This is a genomic window from Catenulispora acidiphila DSM 44928, assembly GCF_000024025.1.
GTDB classification, from domain to species: domain Bacteria; phylum Actinomycetota; class Actinomycetes; order Streptomycetales; family Catenulisporaceae; genus Catenulispora; species Catenulispora acidiphila.
The window spans coordinates 1,387,502-1,407,304 of sequence record NC_013131.1; the positions used below are offsets into that span (position 1 = coordinate 1,387,502).

The 19,803-nt window shown below is 70.6% G+C and carries 10 protein-coding genes; 7 read left to right on the plus strand and 3 right to left on the minus strand.

Features of this window, described 5'->3' with window-relative positions; translation table 11 throughout:
* Nucleotides 1-26 precede the first annotated feature (26 nt).
* Nucleotides 27-6,602 (minus strand): RHS repeat domain-containing protein, encoded by a 6,576-nt coding sequence (locus CACI_RS53445; protein WP_012785449.1) that lies wholly within the window; start codon nt 6,600-6,602, stop codon nt 27-29.
* A 215-nt stretch (nt 6,603-6,817) separates the two neighbouring features.
* Between CACI_RS53445 and CACI_RS06105 the strand changes: the two genes are divergently transcribed.
* The 3 genes from CACI_RS06105 to CACI_RS06115 all read left to right on the plus strand — a co-directional run bounded on the left by CACI_RS06105 (nt 6,818) and on the right by CACI_RS06115 (nt 11,879).
* Nucleotides 6,818-10,402 (plus strand): hypothetical protein, encoded by a 3,585-nt coding sequence (locus CACI_RS06105; RefSeq protein ID WP_041540089.1) that lies wholly within the window; start codon nt 6,818-6,820, stop codon nt 10,400-10,402.
* A 200-nt stretch (nt 10,403-10,602) separates the two neighbouring features.
* Nucleotides 10,603-11,571, plus strand: a complete 969-nt coding sequence (locus CACI_RS06110) for a hypothetical protein (RefSeq protein ID WP_012785451.1) — start codon at nt 10,603-10,605, stop codon at nt 11,569-11,571.
* Between the two features lie 53 nt (nt 11,572-11,624).
* The gene (locus CACI_RS06115; RefSeq protein WP_223297465.1) at nt 11,625-11,879 is read left to right on the plus strand and encodes a LysR family transcriptional regulator; all 255 of its coding nucleotides are present in this window, start codon (nt 11,625-11,627) and stop codon (nt 11,877-11,879) included.
* Between the two features lie 365 nt (nt 11,880-12,244).
* Here the strand turns inward: CACI_RS06115 and CACI_RS45160 are convergent, their stop codons facing one another.
* Nucleotides 12,245-14,743 (minus strand): helix-turn-helix domain-containing protein, encoded by a 2,499-nt coding sequence (locus tag CACI_RS45160; protein ID WP_012785453.1) that lies wholly within the window; start codon nt 14,741-14,743, stop codon nt 12,245-12,247.
* 229 nt (nt 14,744-14,972) lie between these two features.
* Between CACI_RS45160 and CACI_RS06125 the strand changes: the two genes are divergently transcribed.
* The gene (locus CACI_RS06125; protein WP_012785454.1) at nt 14,973-15,377 is read left to right on the plus strand and encodes an SCO5389 family protein; all 405 of its coding nucleotides are present in this window, start codon (nt 14,973-14,975) and stop codon (nt 15,375-15,377) included.
* 195 nt (nt 15,378-15,572) lie between these two features.
* On the opposite strand, the gene CACI_RS06130 is transcribed toward CACI_RS06125, so the two are convergent.
* Nucleotides 15,573-16,544 (minus strand): LLM class flavin-dependent oxidoreductase, encoded by a 972-nt coding sequence (locus tag CACI_RS06130; protein ID WP_012785455.1) that lies wholly within the window; start codon nt 16,542-16,544, stop codon nt 15,573-15,575.
* Between the two features lie 146 nt (nt 16,545-16,690).
* Between CACI_RS06130 and CACI_RS06135 the strand changes: the two genes are divergently transcribed.
* The 3 genes from CACI_RS06135 to CACI_RS06145 all read left to right on the plus strand — a co-directional run bounded on the left by CACI_RS06135 (nt 16,691) and on the right by CACI_RS06145 (nt 19,771).
* On the plus strand, nt 16,691-18,478 hold the full coding sequence (locus CACI_RS06135) for a 3-hydroxyacyl-CoA dehydrogenase family protein (protein ID WP_012785456.1): 1,788 nt from the start codon (nt 16,691-16,693) through the stop codon (nt 18,476-18,478).
* A 76-nt stretch (nt 18,479-18,554) separates the two neighbouring features.
* Nucleotides 18,555-18,875 carry a hypothetical protein gene (locus tag CACI_RS06140; RefSeq protein ID WP_012785457.1) on the plus strand — a complete coding sequence of 107 codons (321 nt, stop codon included), beginning with the start codon at nt 18,555-18,557 and terminating at the stop codon, nt 18,873-18,875.
* 131 nt (nt 18,876-19,006) lie between these two features.
* Nucleotides 19,007-19,771: a class I SAM-dependent methyltransferase gene (locus CACI_RS06145; protein WP_041540091.1), complete on the plus strand. Its 765-nt coding sequence runs from the start codon at nt 19,007-19,009 to the stop codon at nt 19,769-19,771.
* Nucleotides 19,772-19,803: the final 32 nt, after the last annotated feature.

Sequence of the window (19,803 nt, forward strand, 5' to 3'; positions counted from 1 at the left end):
GCTTCGTCAGTCAGCGGTCCGGATCGCTACCCGCCGCAGCCGTTGGGCCACTGCGGCTTCGGCGCGGCGTCGCTGGAGTCGGAACCACCGCCGAACAATCCGCCGAAGAAGCTCGACACGCCGTGCCCGACGTCGTTCACGGCGTTGTGGAACGGCTTCCAGTGGTGGTACAGGTAGTCGCCGCCGAGGTAGATGCCGGTGCCGATCATCATGACCTGGCCGGCGACCGGTATCTCGTCGACGACCATGTTCGCCATGAGCAGCCCGCCGTTGACCGCGCCGGCGCCGCGGTCCACCCAGCCGGCCGCGCCCTTGTCCGGCGGCAGGACGACGTCGCCGTAGTCGGCGATGAGGCCCATCACCGCCGTCGTCCGGCTGGCGGCCAGGAACGGTGTCCCCTCCCGGGTGACCGCGACGAGGCTGTCGAAGTGCGTCGCCTGCAGGATCGTGTCGATCCCGTCGGCGAGCTTGCCCATCTTCAGCGCGGCCGTGATCTCCAGCATCCGGTCGATGGTGTTCAGGACCTGGGTTTCCGAGGCCTTGTTCTGAGCCAGTTCGAGGATCTTGTCGAACGCCGCGGCGTCCAGCGGTGCCAGGTTCTTCTCGACGTAGGAACGGACCTTCTCATAGATGGGGAAGAACGGGTCCTCCCCGCCGTCGCCGGAGTCGCCGGAGTCCGAGGACGAGCTGGACGAGGAACCGCTCTTCTTCGGCGGCGCCGGGTGGGGGTAGTAGCAGACGCTGCCGGGGCCGTCCTCGCACGCCAGCATGGTCCCCGTCGGGTCCGAACCGTTGACCGGGTTGTCGCCGGCGTAGGAGTACCCGTTCAGCTGGCGCTGGTCGGTGTTCTCCTGGACCGAGTCGACGCTGAGGAACCGGCCGGTGACCGGGTCGTACTGCCGGGCGCCGAGCAGGTCCAGGCCGCTGGTCGGGTCGCTGGGCTTGTCCAGGTACGCGCGCTGGTCCGGCCAGCTCGGCGGCGCCGCGCCGCGCTGCTGCCCGAACGGGTCGTAGTACCGCAGGCTGTACGTCAGGTTCGAGGCGTTGACCTCGGCCGTGGCGGTGCCGTTGGTGTTGGTCAGCTCGTAGCCCACGGTGCCGGCCGAGGAGTGCACCACGCTGACGCCGTCCGGGCTGTCGCTGATGTAGCGCAGGCTGGAGACGGTGTTCCCGGATGTGTTCAGCGTGACCTGCTCACCCCACGGCAGGTACAGCACGTTCTGCGCGGCGGCCGGGTCGCTCTGCAGCAGCAGCGTGCCGTCCGCGTCGTAGGTGTACGTGCTGGCCACGCCGGTGGTGGTGTTCTTGACGGACTGGGTGAGTCCCATCGCGTTGTAGGTGAACGCCTGTCCGGGGCGGCTCTCGGTCTCTCCGTTCGGGTAGTAGGTGTAGGGCGCGGAGGTCGAGCCGGACGTCCCGGCCGTGGTCACCGACTGCACCGCGTCCGGGGTGGACGCGGCGGCGGTGGCGCCGGTCGAGGGGTTGTACGCGCTGTACGCCAGCGTCTGCGTGACCGTGTTCGCGCTCGAGGCCACCGACGTGTCGTGGCTGGTCTCGCCGATCCGGTCGCCGAGGGCGTCGTAGGAGTACGACTGCCAGTACGGTGCGGGTCCCCCCGTGACCTTGCCGGCTGTCGGCGCGGAGTCGGTGCAGCCGCCCACGCCGTCGACCTGCGCGTTGCCCGCCGCCGAGGTCGCGGTGACGCCGCCGGAGTCGGTCCAGGCGCTGGTCAGCTCGTTCAGCTGGTCGTACCCGAAGCACTGGGTGTCAGGGGTCGAAGACCCGGTGACCGAGTTGCTCTCGGCGGTGATCGCTCCGGCCTGGTTGTAGGTGTAGGCCACGGACTGCATCGGCTTGCTGAGCGTCTGCAGCGAGTCCGTGGTGGTCAGCATGCGCTTGGTCGCCGGGTCGTAGGTCACGGTGCGGCCGTACTGGTCGCCGTTGGCGCCGTAGTTGGTCTGCAGCACCTGCCCCAGCGGGCTGTACGTCACTGTGTTCAGCGCGGCGTAGGGGCTGCCGTAGCTCGACAGCAGTCCGGTCGGCGTGTAGCCGAAGTTCACCTGTTCCTTGGGCAGGTTTCCCTCGGCGAAGTAGTGCGTGCCGGCGAGCAGCGAGGTCTCGGCGGTGTACTGGCTCGAGTCCTGGTAGGTACCGGCCAGCGCGCCCTGCGAGGACGGCACGGTGACCGTCTCGCCGGTCGGCTGGTACTTCGCCGTGTATCCGGCGACGGTCTCGGTCCAGGTGTTCGCCGCGTCGGCGGCGCCGTCGGTGTACGTGGTCGACGACGTGGGCTGGCCCTTGGCCAGCGTGTCGTAGGTCCACGCGCCGATCTGGTCCGCCGAGGTCTCGGCCGCGCCGCCGGTGGTGTCGTACTCGGCGATCTTCCGCTTCAGCGCGTCATAGGTGTACGAGAGCTGGTCTCCGTTCGCGTCGGTGCGGCTGAGCAGGCTCCCGCCGGTGGAGTACACCGAGGTGGCAAGGCCCGTACCCGGGTCGGACACGCTGGTGTTCTGCCCGAGCAGGTTGTAGCCGTAGGACCAGGTGTCGCCGACCGCGTCCTTGATGGTCGAGGGCTGCCCGGCCGGGGTGTAGACGCGGCTGTTCGTCTCGGCGTCGGCCGCCTTGCCGGTCGCGGTGGCGGTCCGGTAGGACCAGGTCGCGTCCACGTTCCCGGCGGCGTCGAGGAAGCTGCTGGTCGCGGTGCCGCCGGCGGGCGGCGTGGTGTCGGTCTCGTCGGTGCCCCGGTAGCCGGTCAGCGTCGAATACTGGTTCACGCCGAACGCGACGGTCAGGCTCTGCGCCGCGCGGCCCATCCCGTCGTACAGCGTCTCGGCCTCGGCCGGCACGGCCGAGTCGTTCGCCGGGACGAAGACGGCGGCGGTCGGCGCCGTGGTCTTTTCGTAGTAGGTGTCGGTGGTCTTCGCCTTCTGGCCGAGCGAGTTGTAGTGGGTGTCGGTGATCAGCCGCCCGACCTCGCCGTCGGCGGTGCCGCCCTGCTGCTGGATCTGCCGCAGCTGCCCGTCGTACAGGGCGATGACGGCCCCGTACGAGCCGTCGTCGCGCAGCGTGGACGTCTTGACGGCGGTCGGCGCCGTCCCGGTCACGGCGTAGGTGTACGTGTAGTCCGCCGGAGCCTTGGCGGCCTGGCTGTGCAGCGGCGTCCACACCGCGGTGACCCGGCCCAGACCGTCGTAGGTCTTGGTGGTCAGCTCGTTGTCGACGTCCGTGCTGGAGACGGCCTGTCCCCGGCCGGGGTCCAGGGTCTGCTTCGTGATCCAGTGCATCGGGTTGGTGACGGTCACGGTGTCGGCCGCGGCGCCCGGCGCGCTGTAGGCCGTCGTCGTGGTGTTGCCGTCGGCGTCCGTCGCGGATGTGGTCCGGCCGTAGGAGTCGAACTGAGCCTTGGCCGTGGTGGTGTACACCGGTGCGCCGGAGGCGTTGTACGACGCAGCCTTCTGGGTCATGGTCGCGTTGCCCGTCGAGCCCAGCGACCCCAGCGTCGAGGAGCTGTCATAGAACGTCAGCGTGTCCGACTGGGTGGCCGTCGCCGACGGCTTGGTCGAGCAGGAGCCGGTGACCGTCAGGGACTCGTCGGGGTAGGTGACCATGTTCGCCGCGGCGTTCGTGGCGTACTTGGTGGTCGTGCACTGTTCCGGCAACGCGGAGGGCCCGGAGTAGGTCGTGTCGGAGGTGACCTGTTGCGCCTGTGCGTTGAAGGTCGCCGCCAGCTTGGTCTGCTCCCAGGTGCCGTCGTGCCAGAGCTGGTACTTGCGGTCCGTGGTGCCCGCGGTCATCCGGGCCACCAGCGCGGGCATCGACGAGGCCTGCGATTCCGTGGCGGTCGGGGTGAAGGTCCAGGGTCCGCCGACCTCCTTGTTCTGCGCCGCGCCGCCGACCCCGAGCAAGGTGTCCTTCTCGAGGAGCTGGCCGGCCAGCCAGTTGTTATCGGTGACCGTGTCCCCGACGGTGTCGGCGACGCTGACACCGCGCTTGGAGCCAGAGGCCTGATAGTCGCCGTCCATGCCCTGCAGGAACGTCGTCACGGTCTGCGTCGGCGTGGACTGGACCGAGGACGCGCCGGTGGTCGCGGTGACCGTGCGGAACCCTCGGAACTGGTTCCACGTCCGCTGGGCCGCCGGGGTCAGCGGCGAGTCGTCCCGGTGCCAGGCGGCGCCGGCGTAGTTGTACGAGGTCAGCGACACCTCGTTCCAGGCTCTCGGTGCCACCAGGTCGTTCACCGTGACCGAGCTGACCTGGTAGGTGGTGAACCAGTCCAGGACCGGGTTCTGGGCGCCGTTGGGAGTCCAGTACTGCGGATAGCAGTTCATCGTGTCCGCGTCCGGCGAGGCCGGCAGCTTGTTGCCCGTCCTCGAACACTGCGACGAGCTGTAGGCGATGACGGTCTGCGCCCCGGAGTCGGTGGTGATCTCCGTCAGCCGCGGCCGGTACAGCGCCGCCGCGCCGGTGGTGTTCCCGTCGACCCGGTTGGGCATCTCGTCGGCGGTGAACACCGTCTTCGGCAGCTGCGCGGCCGCGCCGCCGCCGAGGGTGTCCGCGCCGGTGCGCTGGATCGAGTCCAGCCACATCACCGCGACCGTGCCGTCGCCGGGATTCGTGGCGCTGACGCTGGATCCGGCCGGGACCTGGCCGGCCTGGGGCGCCGGGAAGGACTGGGACAGCGTGTAGCTGTCCACCGGCTGGTACCCCGAGCCGACCAGGACCGCGGTGCTGATCGACGTCAGGCGCTTGGTGGAGAAGTAGGTCGGGGAGTAGTTGGCACAGGCGGTCGCCCCAGCCGCGCAGACCTGGTTGAACGGCACGTCCGGCCAGTGCGCGGCGGTGGTCGAGCTCAGGTTGGAGTTCGCGCAGTTCGTGAACGACGAGCTGGTCAGACAGCGCTCCTCGGTGCCGAACGTCACGGTCTCGGCGGGCTTGGCGCCGGCGATCGCCGCCGACAGCGAGTAGCCGTAACCGATCGAGGTCAGGTAGCCGCCCCGGTCGTAGGGAGTCAGCTTGCCGTTGTTGTTGTTCTGCCCGTAGCCCATCTCGTATTCGTCGGTCTCGGGCGTCCAGGAGTACGTGCGCAGGTTGCCGTGCGGGTCCACGGTGTAGTCCAGGTTCCAGCGCCACGCCATGTTGGTGACGACCGAGCCCGTGCCCTTGCTGGAGTCGTAGCAGCTGCCCGAGGGCGGGCCGTCGCCGGACTTGGGGCAGTAGACCGGCTGGGTCCACACGCTGTCGGTCGCCGCGTCGGTCCCGGTGCCGCCGGGGAGGTAGTCCTGCCCGAAGTAGTAGCGCGTGCCGTCGGGGGTGATGATCTCCCACGCCTCGCCCTGGAACGCGCCGTTCGAGACGCCGGTCAGCGCGATCACCTTGTCTCCGGAGTCGGACTGGGAGTGCCAGGCGCCGGTGGTGTCGTCGCGGACCAGGGTCCCGCTCAGTCCGCTCATGCTCAGGGTGACCTGGTTGCCGCCCCAGCAGGTGTCACCGGAGTTCTTGATGCCGTCCTGGGAGCACGGCTGGTAGGAACGCTCGATGAAGCCCGGCGAGTAGTCCCAGCCGTCGCCGATCCAGGACGCCTGGGCGTTGGTGACCGAGGTGCGGCCGTCCACGCTGCCCGAATCGTAGGACAGCGCGACACTGGGCGCCGTGCCGCCGGAGGCCGGGGGTACGGCGATCGGATAGCTGTAGGCGAACGAACCAGTGTTGCCGCCGCTGGACCACGAGCCCTCAGGGGAGAGCGAAGTCGCCGAGTAGTCGCCGACACCGCCGGACGCCTGCGGCGAGGCGGCCAGGACCATCGGCGTCGCGGAGAGCGCCACCTGCGCGGACAGCGTGCCGGACGCGGTGTCGTTCTTCGCCGCGATCGGCGTCTGCGCGCGGCATGACGGCACCGTCGGCGTCGTCAGGGCGCACGCCGGCATCTCCACCAAGGTCAAGCGGTCGGCGTAGCCGCCGCCGCTCGCTGTCGCAAAGCCCTTATAGTCCAGCGACAGATCGACAGGGGAGGCGGTCCGTCCGCCGTCGGTGCGGGACAGGGTGAGGATGACGCCGTCCACGCCCGCCGCCGCGACGGCGGCGCGGGGTGCGAACGCGACCGTGGCGGCGGTTGTGCCGTCGGCGGAGGCGAGGGTCACCGGCAGGCCGGCGAGTTTGGCCGCCGGACCGGCGGTGTCCGAGGAGTTCGCCGCGGTCGGCGAGGAATCGGCAGGCGGGCTCGTGGGGTGTCCGCCGGATCCGGTCGCGGGCTTGGGTTCGGCGGCGGCGGGCGTCGCGGGCGGGACGGGGGCGGCGAGCGTCGCAGAAGCCTGACCCGCAGGCCAGACCGGTGCCGTCGCCTGGTAGGCGACCGGCGGCACACCGTGGTTCGCGGACGTCGCCGGAGCCGGCTGCCCGGCGGGCACCCCGGCGTGGCCGGGCACCGACGGCGTCTTCTGCGTGGCGACCGGCTGCCAGTGCTTGCCGGCACCCGCCGGTGCCGCCTGGGCCGGGTTCAGGCCGCTGCCGGCGAGCATGGCGCCCGCGGCCGCGACGGTGGTGAGGCGGTGTCGCCATCGTGCGTGCCGGCGTCTGCCGGACGACGGAGGGGACATCCCGATCATGGGTCACTCCCTGGTTCGGAAAAGGGGATCGGACGACCCGGACGATCCGTTGACACGCGGGCCACAGGATCTTCCTGTAGCCCCATACCTGGTGGTTCCAGGCGCGCGCTGACTATCGTCCAGGCCTGATCCGAGGAAGTCCCAACCTCATCCGACCAGGAGTTATTAGAGTGCTGACTCGCTCCGCCCCTCATGCAAGCAAATCCCGGCACCGGTTGGCAAGCCTGATCACCGCGGCGGTCTGCACCGCCGCGGTGGCGATGCCGAGCGCCGCCGCGGCCGGTACCGGCACGCCCTCCGCCGCGGCGGTCGGCGGTACCGGAACCTCGTCGGCCGCGGCCGCCGCCGCCGACCCGCTCGCCGCCGCCTCGCTCCAGGCGCGCGCCTCCGGCAAGGCCGTCGCCGTCAGCGCCCTGACGACCGAGAGCTCGACCACCACCGCCAACGCCGACGGCACCTACACCGTGGCCACCGACATCGAACCGGCCCGGACGAAGAACGCCGCCGGGCAGTGGGTCGCCCTCGATCCCACGCTGCGGCGCGCCGCGGACGGCAGCCTGAGCCCGGTCGCGACGGCGGACACGCTGACGCTGTCCGGCGGCGGCTCCGGCCCGGTCATCCGGGTCGCGGACCACGCCGGTCACGCCATGGCGCTGTCGTTGCCGGTCGCCCTGCCAGCTCCGGCGCTGAACGGCGCGAGCGCCACCTACGCGCAGGTCTACCCGGGTATCGACCTGACGGTGACCGTGAACCGGGAAGGCGGGTTCAGCGAGGTCTTCACCGTCCAGGACGCGGCGGCTGCGGCGCGCGCCGCGCACTTGTCGTTCCAGACCAGCCTGACCGGCTTGCGCCTGCAAGCCGATCCCGGCGGCAACCTGCACGCCGTGGACAGCGCGACCGGTGTGGCGGTCATGTCCGCGCCGACCGCCGCGATGTGGGACTCGGCGACCGCCGCGGCGCCCGGAACCGCCGGCGCCGACACCGATCCGCTGGCCGCCGACGCCGCGGTGTCGAGCGCGTCCGGTCCCGGGCGGCGTGCGCACAGCGCCGTGCTGAAGGCGACGCCGACCGCGACCGGTATCGCTTTGGATTCCGACTTCTCGCGGCTGTCGTCCGGCTCGGGCTCAGGTTCGGGTTCCAGTGCTCCGGCGTTCCCGCTCTATGTCGATCCGACCTGGAGCGCGCCGAGCACCTCGCCCGGGATCCTGGACTCGGACGAGATCCAGTCCGGCTGCTCGGGGACCTCGAACTACAACACGATCACCGATCTCGGCGTCGGCTACAACGAGTTCTCCGGCTGCATCGGCATCGAGCGCAGTCTGTTGTTGCTGAGCATGTCCGGACTGTCGAAGAGCACGCATGTGCTGACGTCCGACTTCAAGATCACCTCGGACTACTCGGCGTACGACAGCTGCGCGCAGGCCACGTACACGGTCGCGCTGGCCTGGACCGGCCCGTTCGGGAGCAGCACCGACTACAGCAACCAGCCGGCGCGGGAGAGCAACGCCTCGGTCCCGAACCCGATGTCCTCGCGCAGCGTGAAGACGAACGGGAACTCCAAGGGCACCCAGTGCGGCGGCGGCGTGCCGGTCGACTTCTCGATCACCGGTCCGATCTCGTACTTCGCCTCGCAGGGCGTGGGCAGCGTGAGCGTCGGGCTGTACGGCTATGAGAGCGCCAGCAGCAGCCTGGAGCGGTTCAACCGGTCCACCGCCGTGCTGGTCACCACCTACGACATCACGCCCGGCACGCCGAGCGCCCTGACGGCCTCCCCGACCCCGGTCCTGACCGGTGGGACGGCGGCGCCGTGCGGCAGCACATCGGCGCCCGGCTGGCTCGGGATCACGAACCTCGGCGGCAAGACGGTCGCGACGCTGTCCGCCAAGGCGTCCAGTTCCGTCGCGGCGGCGCAGATGTACGGGATCTACTCGATCACCGACGCGACCACCGGTGTCAAGACCACGACGGACTCCACCGGGTACGTCAAGACCGGCGGCACGGTCAGCGTGAACACCCCGACGCTGGCCGACGGCAACGAGTACGAGTGGTCGCTGCACACCTCCGACCAGTACCTGTCGTCGGCGCAGACCGGGACGTGCGCGTTCCGGGTCGACAAGACCGCGCCGAACGACGCGGCGACCACCTCGGCGAGCTTCCCCTCGCTGGAGAGCGGACAGACGCCGACGCTCACCACCGGCCAGGCCGGGAGCCTCACGCTGGCTTCCACCGACCCCGCGCCGGCGGCCGGGACGGCGTCCGGATTGCGCGGGTTCAACTACTCCTTCGACACGCCGGTCCCGGCTTCCGGCGCGACGTTCGCGGCGGCGACTTCGGGTGCTGCGACGCTGAGCTTCAGCACGCCGCAATGGGGCGTGCACACGCTCTACTCGCAGGCCACGGACAACGCCGGGAACGTGTCGGCGCAGAGTGCTTACTCGTTCTACGTCCCCTGGAACCCGGCGGCGAAGGTGAGCGCCGGGGACGTCTCCGGTGACGGTGTGCCGGACCTGGTCGCCACCGACGGCGGCGGGAACCTGGTCGAGTACGCGGGGAACGCCGGTCCCGGCGCGGCGGGGGTGCCGTTGGCGGCTCCGGCGACCAGTCCGGACGGGACGTCGGCGTGGTCGGCGTATCTGTACACGCACAACGGGTCCTTCACCAACGGCGCGGTCGACGACCTGTGGGCCTATGACACCGCGAACCACAACCTGTACCTGGACAAGAACAGCCGCAGCGCCGCTGGCGGCAACTTCGCCAACCCGGCGAACGTCGTGAACGTGACCAAGGCCGGGGTGCTCTCCGACGAGGAGAACGACAGCTCGGCCGGGGACGCGAGCTCGACCACCGCGTGCTTCACGACGTCCACCGGCTCCTGCGCCGGGTACGACGACACGGACTGGAGCACGGTCAGCCAGGTCGTGGCGCCCGGGGACCTGTACGCCGGCGACCCGGTGGCCGGGATCGACAACGGCGCGCCGGGCTTGCTCACCGTGGAGAACGGCGCCCTGTGGTACTACCAGGGGCAGACCATGCAGGACTTCGTCGGGACGGCGATCCAGCTGGGCACGAGCGGCTGGGACGGGGTCACTGTGCTCGGTCCGGGGGTCGTCGGCGGGCGGCACGTGATCTGGACGCGGGACGCCTCCGGGACGCTGCGGCAGTACCCGATCACCTTTGACACGGCCGGCTATCCGGTGAACCTCGGGACGCCGACCGGCGCGTCGGGGACGGTGCTGAGCGTCCCGGCGGGCGTCACGCCGGCCGGGACTCAGGTCACTGCGATCCCGGGCGCGCAGTATCCGGCGGTCTACACCGCCGATCTGCACGGGACGGGGCAGCCGGATGTGATCGCGGTGACCTCCGACGGCGTCGTGGACGACTGGGCCGGCGGGGCGGCTTCGGGCGGCCTGGCGACCTTCGGCGATCCGCAGACGATCGGCGACATCGACGCGGGCTCCGCGCTGACCGTCGCCGTCGAGGGGCAGACCGTGCACGCGAACGGCACGGCGTGGTCGAACGCGAAGACCACGGTGAGGCTGGTCGACGGTGTGCTCAGCCTGACGGACACCGCGACCGGCCAGGTGCTGAAGACCTATGGGACCGGCGGGAACCCGAACGCGTATCTGGTTCTGGGGACCGACGGGAACCTGGCGATCTACAGCAAGGCCACCGGTGGGACGGTGACGTGGTCCGCCGGGACGTCCGGGGCGGGGGAGTCGCTGCAGTTGCTGGCGAACGGGAACCTGACGGTGGTCAGCAGTGCGGGGCTCGTCGTGTGGCAGAGCCTGACCGCGCACTGAGACCGCTGGTCGGCGCCGGCGCCGGTTCCAGTGGGGGTGCCGGCGCTGTCCGACGGCCGCGGGGGAGGGGTATCCCGCGGCCGTCGGCGTTCCGGCGTCCCCGTCCCGTTTTCGTCCCACTCCCTTGGCTGCGGCGGGGGTGGTGAATCAGGATGTTGCCCTAACAGAACCCGAGATGGTTCCACACGGTGGGAGCGAAGATGCAACTCAGCAGAAGGACTCTGCTCGCGGGGGCGGCGGCGGCCGTCGCCACGCCGGCCACGATGTGGCTGGCCGAGGGGACGGCCCAGGCCGCCGCGAGCTATGACGTCGCTGTGTGCGAGCAGTACCGGAACCAGATACAGATCTACTCCTCGGCGGCGGGCTGGACCTCGCCGAAGTGGGTGTGGTCGCCGGGCGGGGGCGGCTGGTCGAACCTGTCGGACGTGAAGTTCCGCAACACGGCGAAGTTCGGCGAGGTGGCGCTGGTCGCGGCCTCCGGCGGCAACGTCGGCATCATCGACAAGAACGCCTCGGGCACCCAGGGCACCGGCAGCCTGCTGTGGCACGCCGCCCCGGGCTCCAACCCGCACGCGATCGAGCGCATCCCGAACATCGGCGCCATCGTCGCCGCCTCCTCCGGCGGCTACCTGCACGTCTACGCACCGACCGCGGTCAACGACCCCAGCACGCTCGCCCTGGTGCAGACCATCAGCTTCCCCGGCGCGCACGGCCTGTGGTACGACGACGTCCACAACCGCCTCTGGGCGGTCGGCCAGGGCAAGGCGACCTCCTACGCGGTCAGCGGCACCTACCGCAACACCCGCCTGACCGGCGGCGTCAACATCTCCATCGGCGCGAGCAACCTCGGCCACAGCCTCGACGCCTCCTACAAGAACAGCGCGATCCTGCTCGTCAGCCACAGCACCGCGGTGATCTCCATCAACAAGACCACCCACGCGGTGAGCACCGTCCACGCCAACCACGCGGTGAAGTCCTTCAGCCAGCACTCCTCCGGGGAAGCCTTCTGGGTCCAGAGCACCGGCAAGAAGTACCACGGAGACACCCGCAACTGGGTCAACCCCGACGTCCAATTCTTCAACGCAGCCGGCGCCCGCTCCTTCACCCGAGGCCTGTCCTACGGAGCGGAGTTCTACAAAGCCCGCCTCCACGCCGTCGGCTACCACTGATGATCACCACCGACAGCCCCTGACGAGACAACCCCGCCATGCAAACGCCGGACATGCGCCTCCTCAGATCCTTCCTGGCCGTAGCCCGCGAACGCAGCATCAGCGAAGCAGCCCGCCGCCTGTTCATGTCCCAGCAGACCCTCTCCGAACAAATCCGCCAACTCGAAAAAAACCTCGGCGTCCCCCTCCTCCTCCGAGGCTCCCGCGGCGTCACCCTCACCCCCGCCGGCGAACGCCTCGCAACCGGCGCCGCCTCAGTCACCGCCGAGCTGGACGCGCTGGTGGACGAGGTGCGGCGGATCGCTTGAGGGGTGGGGGTGGGGAGTCGGGAGCGGGGATGGGAGCTGGAGGGTTGAAGGCTGAGGGCTGGCGGCTGGTGATGTGCCATTGATGTGGTGGATCGCCGGTCGCCAGCAAGCCAGCAAGTAGCCGCCAGCAAACAAGCCCGCCAGCAAGCAAGCTGACAGCCTGCGCGTAGAGCAGCCGCGAGTTTGTCTGCCCTGACTCGGACCGGTGCGGGGTCGTGGACAACGAAGACCGCCGGCCGCCGGCGCTGCCCCACCACCCTCCACCGAACTGCGCCCCCTGCGAGGCCATCAACACCCGCGCGAAGCCGTAAAGCTCCGAAAAACCCACCACTCAACCGCACCGGTCTCGCGACCCGCCCACCACCTCAGCCCTCTGAGGCCGCCACTCCATCCCAAGCCGCGATCCCGAGCGCCGCCCAGATCTCCTCCGCGCGCCGGTTCAGCTCCTGCGCCCGGGCTGGGTCGCCGTGCAGTGTCGCGAGATTCGCGAGGAGGGTCGACGCCCGGGCCTCCTCGTAGGGGTTGGGTGCCTCCTGGGCGAGGGTGAGGGCGCGTTCGGCGGTGGCTTGGGCGTGCTTCGGGTGGTGGGCGGTGAGTTCGGTGTGGGCGCGTTCGTTGAGGGATTCGGGGAGGTCGGGGTGGGTGGGGTCGGCTTCGGTGAGGAGTTTTTCGAGGCGGTCGTGGTAGTGCAGGGCTTGGGTGGGGTCGGCCAGGTCGCGGTGGGTGATGGCGAGGCCTTGGAGGGCGCGGGTGGTGCTGTCGAAGTATTGCTGTTCCTCGGCGGTGTGGAGTGCCGCTAGGTAGTGGTCCAGGGCTTGGTGGGGGTGGTGGGTGGTGCGTTCGGCGTCGGCGATCACGATGAGGGCCGCGCTGCGTCCGGTTTCGTAGTTGCTTTGCTCGAAGTGGGTGAGGGCTTCGGTGGCGAGGGTGAGGGCTTCTTCCGGGTGGCGTTGGCGTTTGGCGACTTCGGCCAGGTTCGTCAGGGCCAGTCCCAGGCGGTGGGGGTCGGGGTTGGCGCGGAAGTAGGCGACGGCTTGTTCGCCGTAGTCGCGGGCTTGGGTCAGGCGCCACAGGGTGGTGGCGGTGATGGACAGGGCGCCGATCAGGGTGGCGCGCAGGGTCTCGCCGGCGCCGATCAGCGCGGTCTCGAAGTGCTCGATGGCTTCCTCGGGGCGCCCCGCGATCAGGGATGCGATGCCCAGCATGCGCGCGGCCCAGGCGTGGTCTTCTTCCGCGCCGGGGGAGCGGGTGCCGGTTCGGGCGAGGTGGCCCAGGGCGGTCATGGCGGCGGGCTGGCCGCTCGTCCACAGGAAGCAGACGCTGTTGCGCAGCAGTGCCAGCGACCGTGCGTCGAGGGCGGTCCCGGACAGGTGGATCAGGGTCGGGAGATGCTCCTCGAACCAGGCTCCGCCTTCCGCGGCGTCCGCGAAGTCCGGCAGGCGGTCGTCGGGAAGGCCGGGCTGGATCAGGCCGATCCGGGCCGAGCCGTACGGATCGAACGCCGTCGACGCCGCAGCCGCCGCCGCGATGTGGTAGTCCACCAGACGCCGCTCCGCCGCCGCGCGCGCCGGGTCCGCCATGGCCCGCGCGTGGTCGCGCGTCAGGTCGTGCAAGCGGTAGCGTCCGGCCGCCGACTCGTCGAGCAGGTGCGCGTCCACCAGCGTCTGCAACAGGTCCTCGGCGTCCGCCGGATGCGCGTCGATCAGCGCGGCGGCGGCGTAGACGTCGAAGTCCAGGCCCGGCAGCGACCCGAGCAGCGCGAACCCGGCGCGCTCGGTCTCCCTCAGGTGCGCCACTGACAACGCAAGTGCCGCGCCCACGCCGCCGCCGTCCGCCGCCAGCTCACGGCGCCGGCGCTCCTCGTCCCGCAGCCGCTCGGCCAGGAACGCCGCGCTCCACGCCGGCCGGTGCCGCAACCGCGCCGCGCACAGCTGCACCGCCAGCGGCAGCCGGCCGCACGCCTCGATGATCGCGTCCACGGCCTCCGGCTCGGCCGCCCGCCGCTCCGGCCCGGCGATCACGTCCACCAGCTCGCGGCACTCCGGCAGCGAGGGCACCGCCAGCGTCAGCGACCGCGCGCCCTCCAGCGACACCAACCGCCGCCGGCTCGTCACCAGCACCACGGCGTCCGCCGCACCCGGCAGCAGCGGACGCACCTGCGCGGAGTCCACGGCGTCGTCGAGCACGACCACCGGCGTCCGCCGCGCCGCCTCGCCCCGCCACAACGCGGCCCGCAGGTCCGGATCCTCCGGAATCCGCTTGTCCGGCACGCCGATCGCGCTCAGCAGCGCCGTCAGCGCGGCCTCCGGCGCCAGCGGCGCGCGATGCGAGGTGTGCCCGTGCAGATGGAGATACAGGGTCCTGCGACGCTCCGCCTCGGCCAGGGCCCGCGCGGCGCGCACCGCCAGCGTGCTCTTGCCGACCCCCGCCATGCCGTCCACGACCCAGACCCCGGGCGTCGTGACCAGAGTCGCCAGTTCCGGACGGCGTCCGACGAAACCGAGGGGGGCGCGCGGAAGGTCGTCGCGCCCCAACCCGGTGGCACCGCCGACGCCGCCGACGCCGCCCGCGACGCCGCCCGAGATACCCGCCACGCCGCGCGGCACGTTCAGCCGCGCGCCGCGTGCCGCCGCCCAGGCCGTGCGCAGCCCGTCGGGATCGCGGCGCGCCAAGCGGCTCATCGCCTGCACCACCGTCCACGGCGGCACCGAACGTCCGGCCAGGTAACGGGACAAGGACGAGTCGCTGACGTGCGTGACCCGCTCCAACTCCTTGAGACTGAGCCCGGTGGCCTCCTGCACCGCCAGCAACTCGGCAGCCAGCAGCGCGCGCGGATCCCGGGGAGCGCTCTCGGCCTCGTCCACGTCGCCATCCCGACTCTGGTCCGGCGCGTTCCTCCTCGGGCGCGCAGCCTTCGACACCTTGTGCGCCTGAAGGGTATCCGTCCCAGCTCGCGAGGGCGATGGCGGAAAGACGTTGGACATCAGTCGTGTGCTGATGTCGTTTTGAAAGCCCTTCGTCCCGACAGGTTAGAAGACCTCCGCGATGGGCCATGCCTCTAGGTGTATCCCCTACCGGGAGGAGTCCCCTGATATGTCCCTCGATGTTTCCCCGGATCTGCTTGACGCCGCCGAACGCGGTGAGGTGTCGGACGAGCAGTTCGCCGAGTGTGTCCGGGACTCGCTGCCCTACGCGTGGCGGATGGTCAGCGACTTGTCGACCCGGCTGCACGTCGACGGTTCGGGCGGGACCGGATTCGTCGACAACACCACGCCGCCGCCGGATGAGACGGCGCGCGGACAGCTGCTGCGCGCCCTGGCCAGCGACGCGATCCGCGGCTGCCTGGAGCGGCACTTCGGCGTCCGGCTCGCTTTCCAGAACTGCCACCGCGTCGCGGTCTTCCCGGCGGACACCGCCAAGGACTCCGAGGTCTACAGCCGCTTCACTTCCGTCCGAGCTCAGTTGCTGAACCAGTCGCCGCTGCTGCGCGACTGCTGAGCCGCAAGTCTCCGGAGCTGGTGGGGACGGTTCGGGGTCGGATAGCCGTACTGAACGCACGGGCTGGTGCGGGCATCCCGAATCGAGGCCGGAGGACTTGCGAAAGGCCGGTGGCGGCCCAGGGGGCAGAGGTCGCCACCGGCTCTTTCTTGTGTCTGGGCGATCCTGTGCCCGGATAAGGGATTTCGGCGATTCTCACGCGCCGCGCAGCAGCGGCAGGACCGAGCTTCCCAGAGCTTTGATATTCGCCGGCGTGTGCTCGGGACCGCCGCCCTCGACGAAGAGCAGGACGTGCTCGATCCCGGTGACCTGGCTCGATTCCAGGATCCGGTCCGCGCAGTAGGACGCCGGCCCGATCGGATGGATCGCCGTCAGGTACTCGGCATAGGCGTCGGGGTCGCGCATCGCCGCCTGCGTTCCGTCGAAGCGGACGTGCGCGGCCAGGCCGGGGCGCAGCCACGTCGGCATCGTCTGTCGCAGAAGCCTGATACCGGCGCCGCGGGACTCGGCGACCTGTGCGACGACCACCGACGCGTGCGGCGCGGGGGAGCCGTAGGCGCGCACCATCGCTGCCTTCTCGGCGTCGTCGGCGTGCATGCCGAGCAGCATCGGCAGTCGCCGGCCGGCCGCCATCTCCAGCGTCTCAGGGGACGTACACGCCACCAGCATCCCCGGACGTCCGCGCGGAACGACCGGAACCTCGCGGAACCGGTGGAACTCGCCGTCGTAGGAGACAGCGTCCTGCGATCCCCAGGCGCACAGCACGTCCAGCGCCTCGGCGAACGCCCGCCGCGAGAGCCCCTCCATCCCGGTGCCGAACACCTCCAGGTCCACCCACGGCCCGCCGCGCCCGACCCCCAGCGTGAACCGCCCGCCGGTGAGCACGTCCAGCATCGCCGCCTGCTCGGCCACCGCGACCGGATGCGCGGTGGACAGCACCGTCACCGCCGTCCCCAGCCCGATCCCGCGGGTGCGCCCGGCCAGCATTGCGGCGAAAGTGAGAGCTGACGGACAGGTGCCGTACGGCATGAAGTGGTGTTCGGCCATGAAGACGTCGTCGAACCCGGCGTCTTCGGCGGCGACGCCGAGGTCCAGCGCGGTGCGCAGCGCCTGCTCCGCCGAGATGCCCGGAAAGCCCGCCGCCACCAGAAAAAGACCGATACGCATAGCTACCAGTGTGTAACCCGTGTGGGCACTCTCACAGGCAAGAAGGTGCTGTCAGAACCGGGGTGTCGCGTAGATACTGGCGAGTAACCGCAGACTCCATCCCTCTAGTAGCTGCGAGTCATCAAAACTCAAGGAGACGGATACCCATGCCCCGCGAGTTCACCACCATCGGCGTCGTCGGCCTGGGCACGATGGGAGCCGGCATCGCCGAAGTCATGGCCCGCAACGGCATCAAGGTCATCGGCGTCGAGGTCGACGACGCCGGCCTGGCCCGCGGCCGCGGCCACCTGCGGTCCTCCGTGGCGCGCGCGGTCAAGCGCGGCAAGCTGACCGACGCCGAGGCCCAGGAGCTGCAGGACCGGGTCGCCTTCAGCACCAGCCTGGACGACCTGGCCGCCGCGGAGCTGGTCGTCGAGGCCGTGCCGGAGGACCTGGAGCTCAAGCGCTCGGTCTTCCAGCGCCTCGACGCGATCTGTCCGCCCGAGACGGTCCTGGCGACCAACACCTCGGCGCTGTCGGTGACCGAGATCTCGGTGGCGACCGCGCGGCCCTCGCGCGTGGTCGGCGTGCACTTCTTCAACCCGGCGACGGTCATGAAGCTGGCCGAGGTGGTGCGCACCGTGGTCACCGACCCCGAGGTGGTCGAGGACGTCGAGGCGCTGGTGCGCCGGCTCGGCAAGGACGACGTCACCTGCGGGGACCGCGCCGGCTTCATCGCCAACGCGCTGCTGTTCGGCTACCTGAACCACGCGGTGGCGATGTACGAGCAGAAGTACGCCACCCGCGAGGACATCGACACCGCGATGAGGCTCGGCTGCGGCCTGCCGATGGGCCCGCTGGCGCTGCTGGACCTGATCGGGATCGACACCGCCTACGAGATCCTGGACACGATGTACAAGCAGGGGCGCGACCGGCTGCACGCCCCGGCGCCGATCCTGAAGCAGATGGCGACCGCCGGGCTGCTGGGCCGCAAGACCGGTCGCGGATTCTATACATATGAGAGCTCTGACTCCCCGGTCGTGGTCGACGACGAGCAGACCCCCGACGCCGGCCAGGGCCGGCACGGCTCGGCGGTCCGCGACGTGCGGCGGATCGGCGTCGTCGGCTCGGGCACGATGGCGAACGGCATCGCGGAGGTCTGCGTCAAGGCCGGCTACCAGACGGTGCTGGTCGCCCGGGCGACGGCCAAGGTGGACGCCGCGCGCGCGGCGATCTCGCGCTCGCTGGAGAAGGCCGTGCAGCGCGGCAAGCTCGCCGCCGGGGACCGGGACGCGGCGCTGGAGCGCCTGATCGGCACCATCGACCTGACCGACCTGTCCGACTGCGACCTGGTCATCGAGGCGGTCGTGGAGGACGTCGAGGTCAAGCGCGCGCTGTTCTCGAACTTCGACGAGCTGGGCAAGCCCGGCGCGATCCTGGCCACCACGACCTCCTCGCTGCCGGTCATCGAGTGCGCGATGGCCACGCAGCGGCCGGCGGACGTGGTCGGGGTGCACTTCTTCAACCCCGCGCCGGTGATGAAGCTGGTCGAGGTCGTGCGCACGGTGAAGACCGCCGACGACGTGGTGGCCACCGTGCACGCCGTCTGCGCGCGGCTGGGCAAGGTCGCCGTGGACTGCGGCGACCGCGCCGGGTTCATCGTGAACGCGCTGCTGTTCCCGTACCTGAACGACGCGGTGAAGATGCTGGAGGCGCACTACGCCACCGCCGAGGACATCGACACCGCGATGAAGCGCGGCTGCGGCTACCCGATGGGCCCGTTCGAGCTGCTGGACGTGGTGGGACTGGACGTCTCGCTGGCCATCCAGCGCGTGCTCTACCTGGAGTTCCGCGAGCCCGGCTTCGCCCCGGCGCCGCTGCTGGAACACCTGGTGACCGCGGGGTACCTGGGGCGCAAGGCCGGTCGCGGGTTCCGCGACTACAGCTCCCGCTGAGCATGGCGGGACGAGAGGCGTCGGCGCGGCGAGGCGGGTGACCGACTGCGGGGCGCGGGCTGATTACCCTGGACGCATGAGCCCGCGCCGCCGCCCGCCCCGCCGCTCCGACGTTCCCGACGACGAGACGGACGGCGCGAACGCCCGGATGGCCTCGCGCGTCCTGGGCTACGACCGGATCGAGCCCGGACCCGACGGCCGGGACTGGGCCGTGCGGGGGATTCCCGGGCAGGCGGCGCAGAAGGTCTACCGCTGCCCCGGATGCGAGCAGGAGATCCGGGCCGGGGTGCCGCACATCGTGGCCTGGCCGAAGGAGGACCACGGCATCGGCGTGCAGGACCGGCGGCACTGGCACACGCCGTGCTGGAACGCGCGGTCCAGAAGGCGCGCCAGGTAAAGGATTGTGCCCACCCGTCTCCCACCACCGCCCGTTACGGAAACGCTGCGCGTTACAAGTTTGATTAAAGTCAGCGCACGAACACCCCTAGCTCTTGGCGAGCGGCACGCCGACCCGCGATCATGTGCGCCATGGACCGCACTTTCGAGGAACTGATCGCGGAGGCCGACGCGGTCGACGTCAGCGGCTGGGACTTCTCCTGGCTGGACGGCCGCGCCGCCGAGGAGCGCCCGCCGTGGGGATACCAGCGGCAGCTGGGTGAGCGCGTCGGCGCCGCGCACCTGCACCTGGACATCCAGACCGGCGGCGGCGAGGTGCTCGCCGGCGTGCCGCAGCGGGCGTCCGGCGCCACGGTCGCCACCGAGGGCTGGCCGCCGAACATCGCGATCTCCCAGCAGAACCTGCGGGACAAGGGCGTGGTCATCGTCTTCGACGAGGACGAGCCGCCGCTGCCCTTCGCCGACAACACCTTCGACCTGGTGACCAGCCGCCATCCGGTGATGGCGCACTGGCGCGAGATCGCGCGGGTGCTGGCGCCGGGCGGTACCTACTTCTCGCAGCACATCGGTCCGGACAGCGGCCACGAGGTCTACGAGTGGTTCCTCGGTCCCAAGCCCACCGGCAAGAGCTTCCGCGAACCGGCGCTGGCGCGTCAGGAGGCTGAGAAGAACGGGCTGGAGATCGTCGGCCTGGAAGAAGCCGAGCTGAAGATGGAGTTCTTCGACATCGGCGCGATGGTCTACTTCCTGCGCAAGGTGATCTGGTTCGTGCCGGACTTCACCGTCGAGAAGTACCGCGACGATCTGCTGCGCATGCACGAGCACATGGAGCGCGAGGGCTCGTTCGTGGCGTACTCGCGGCGCTTCCTCATCGAGGCGCGTAAGCCTGGAGCCTGATCCGCTCGTCTTCTACGATCCCCTATAGTCGC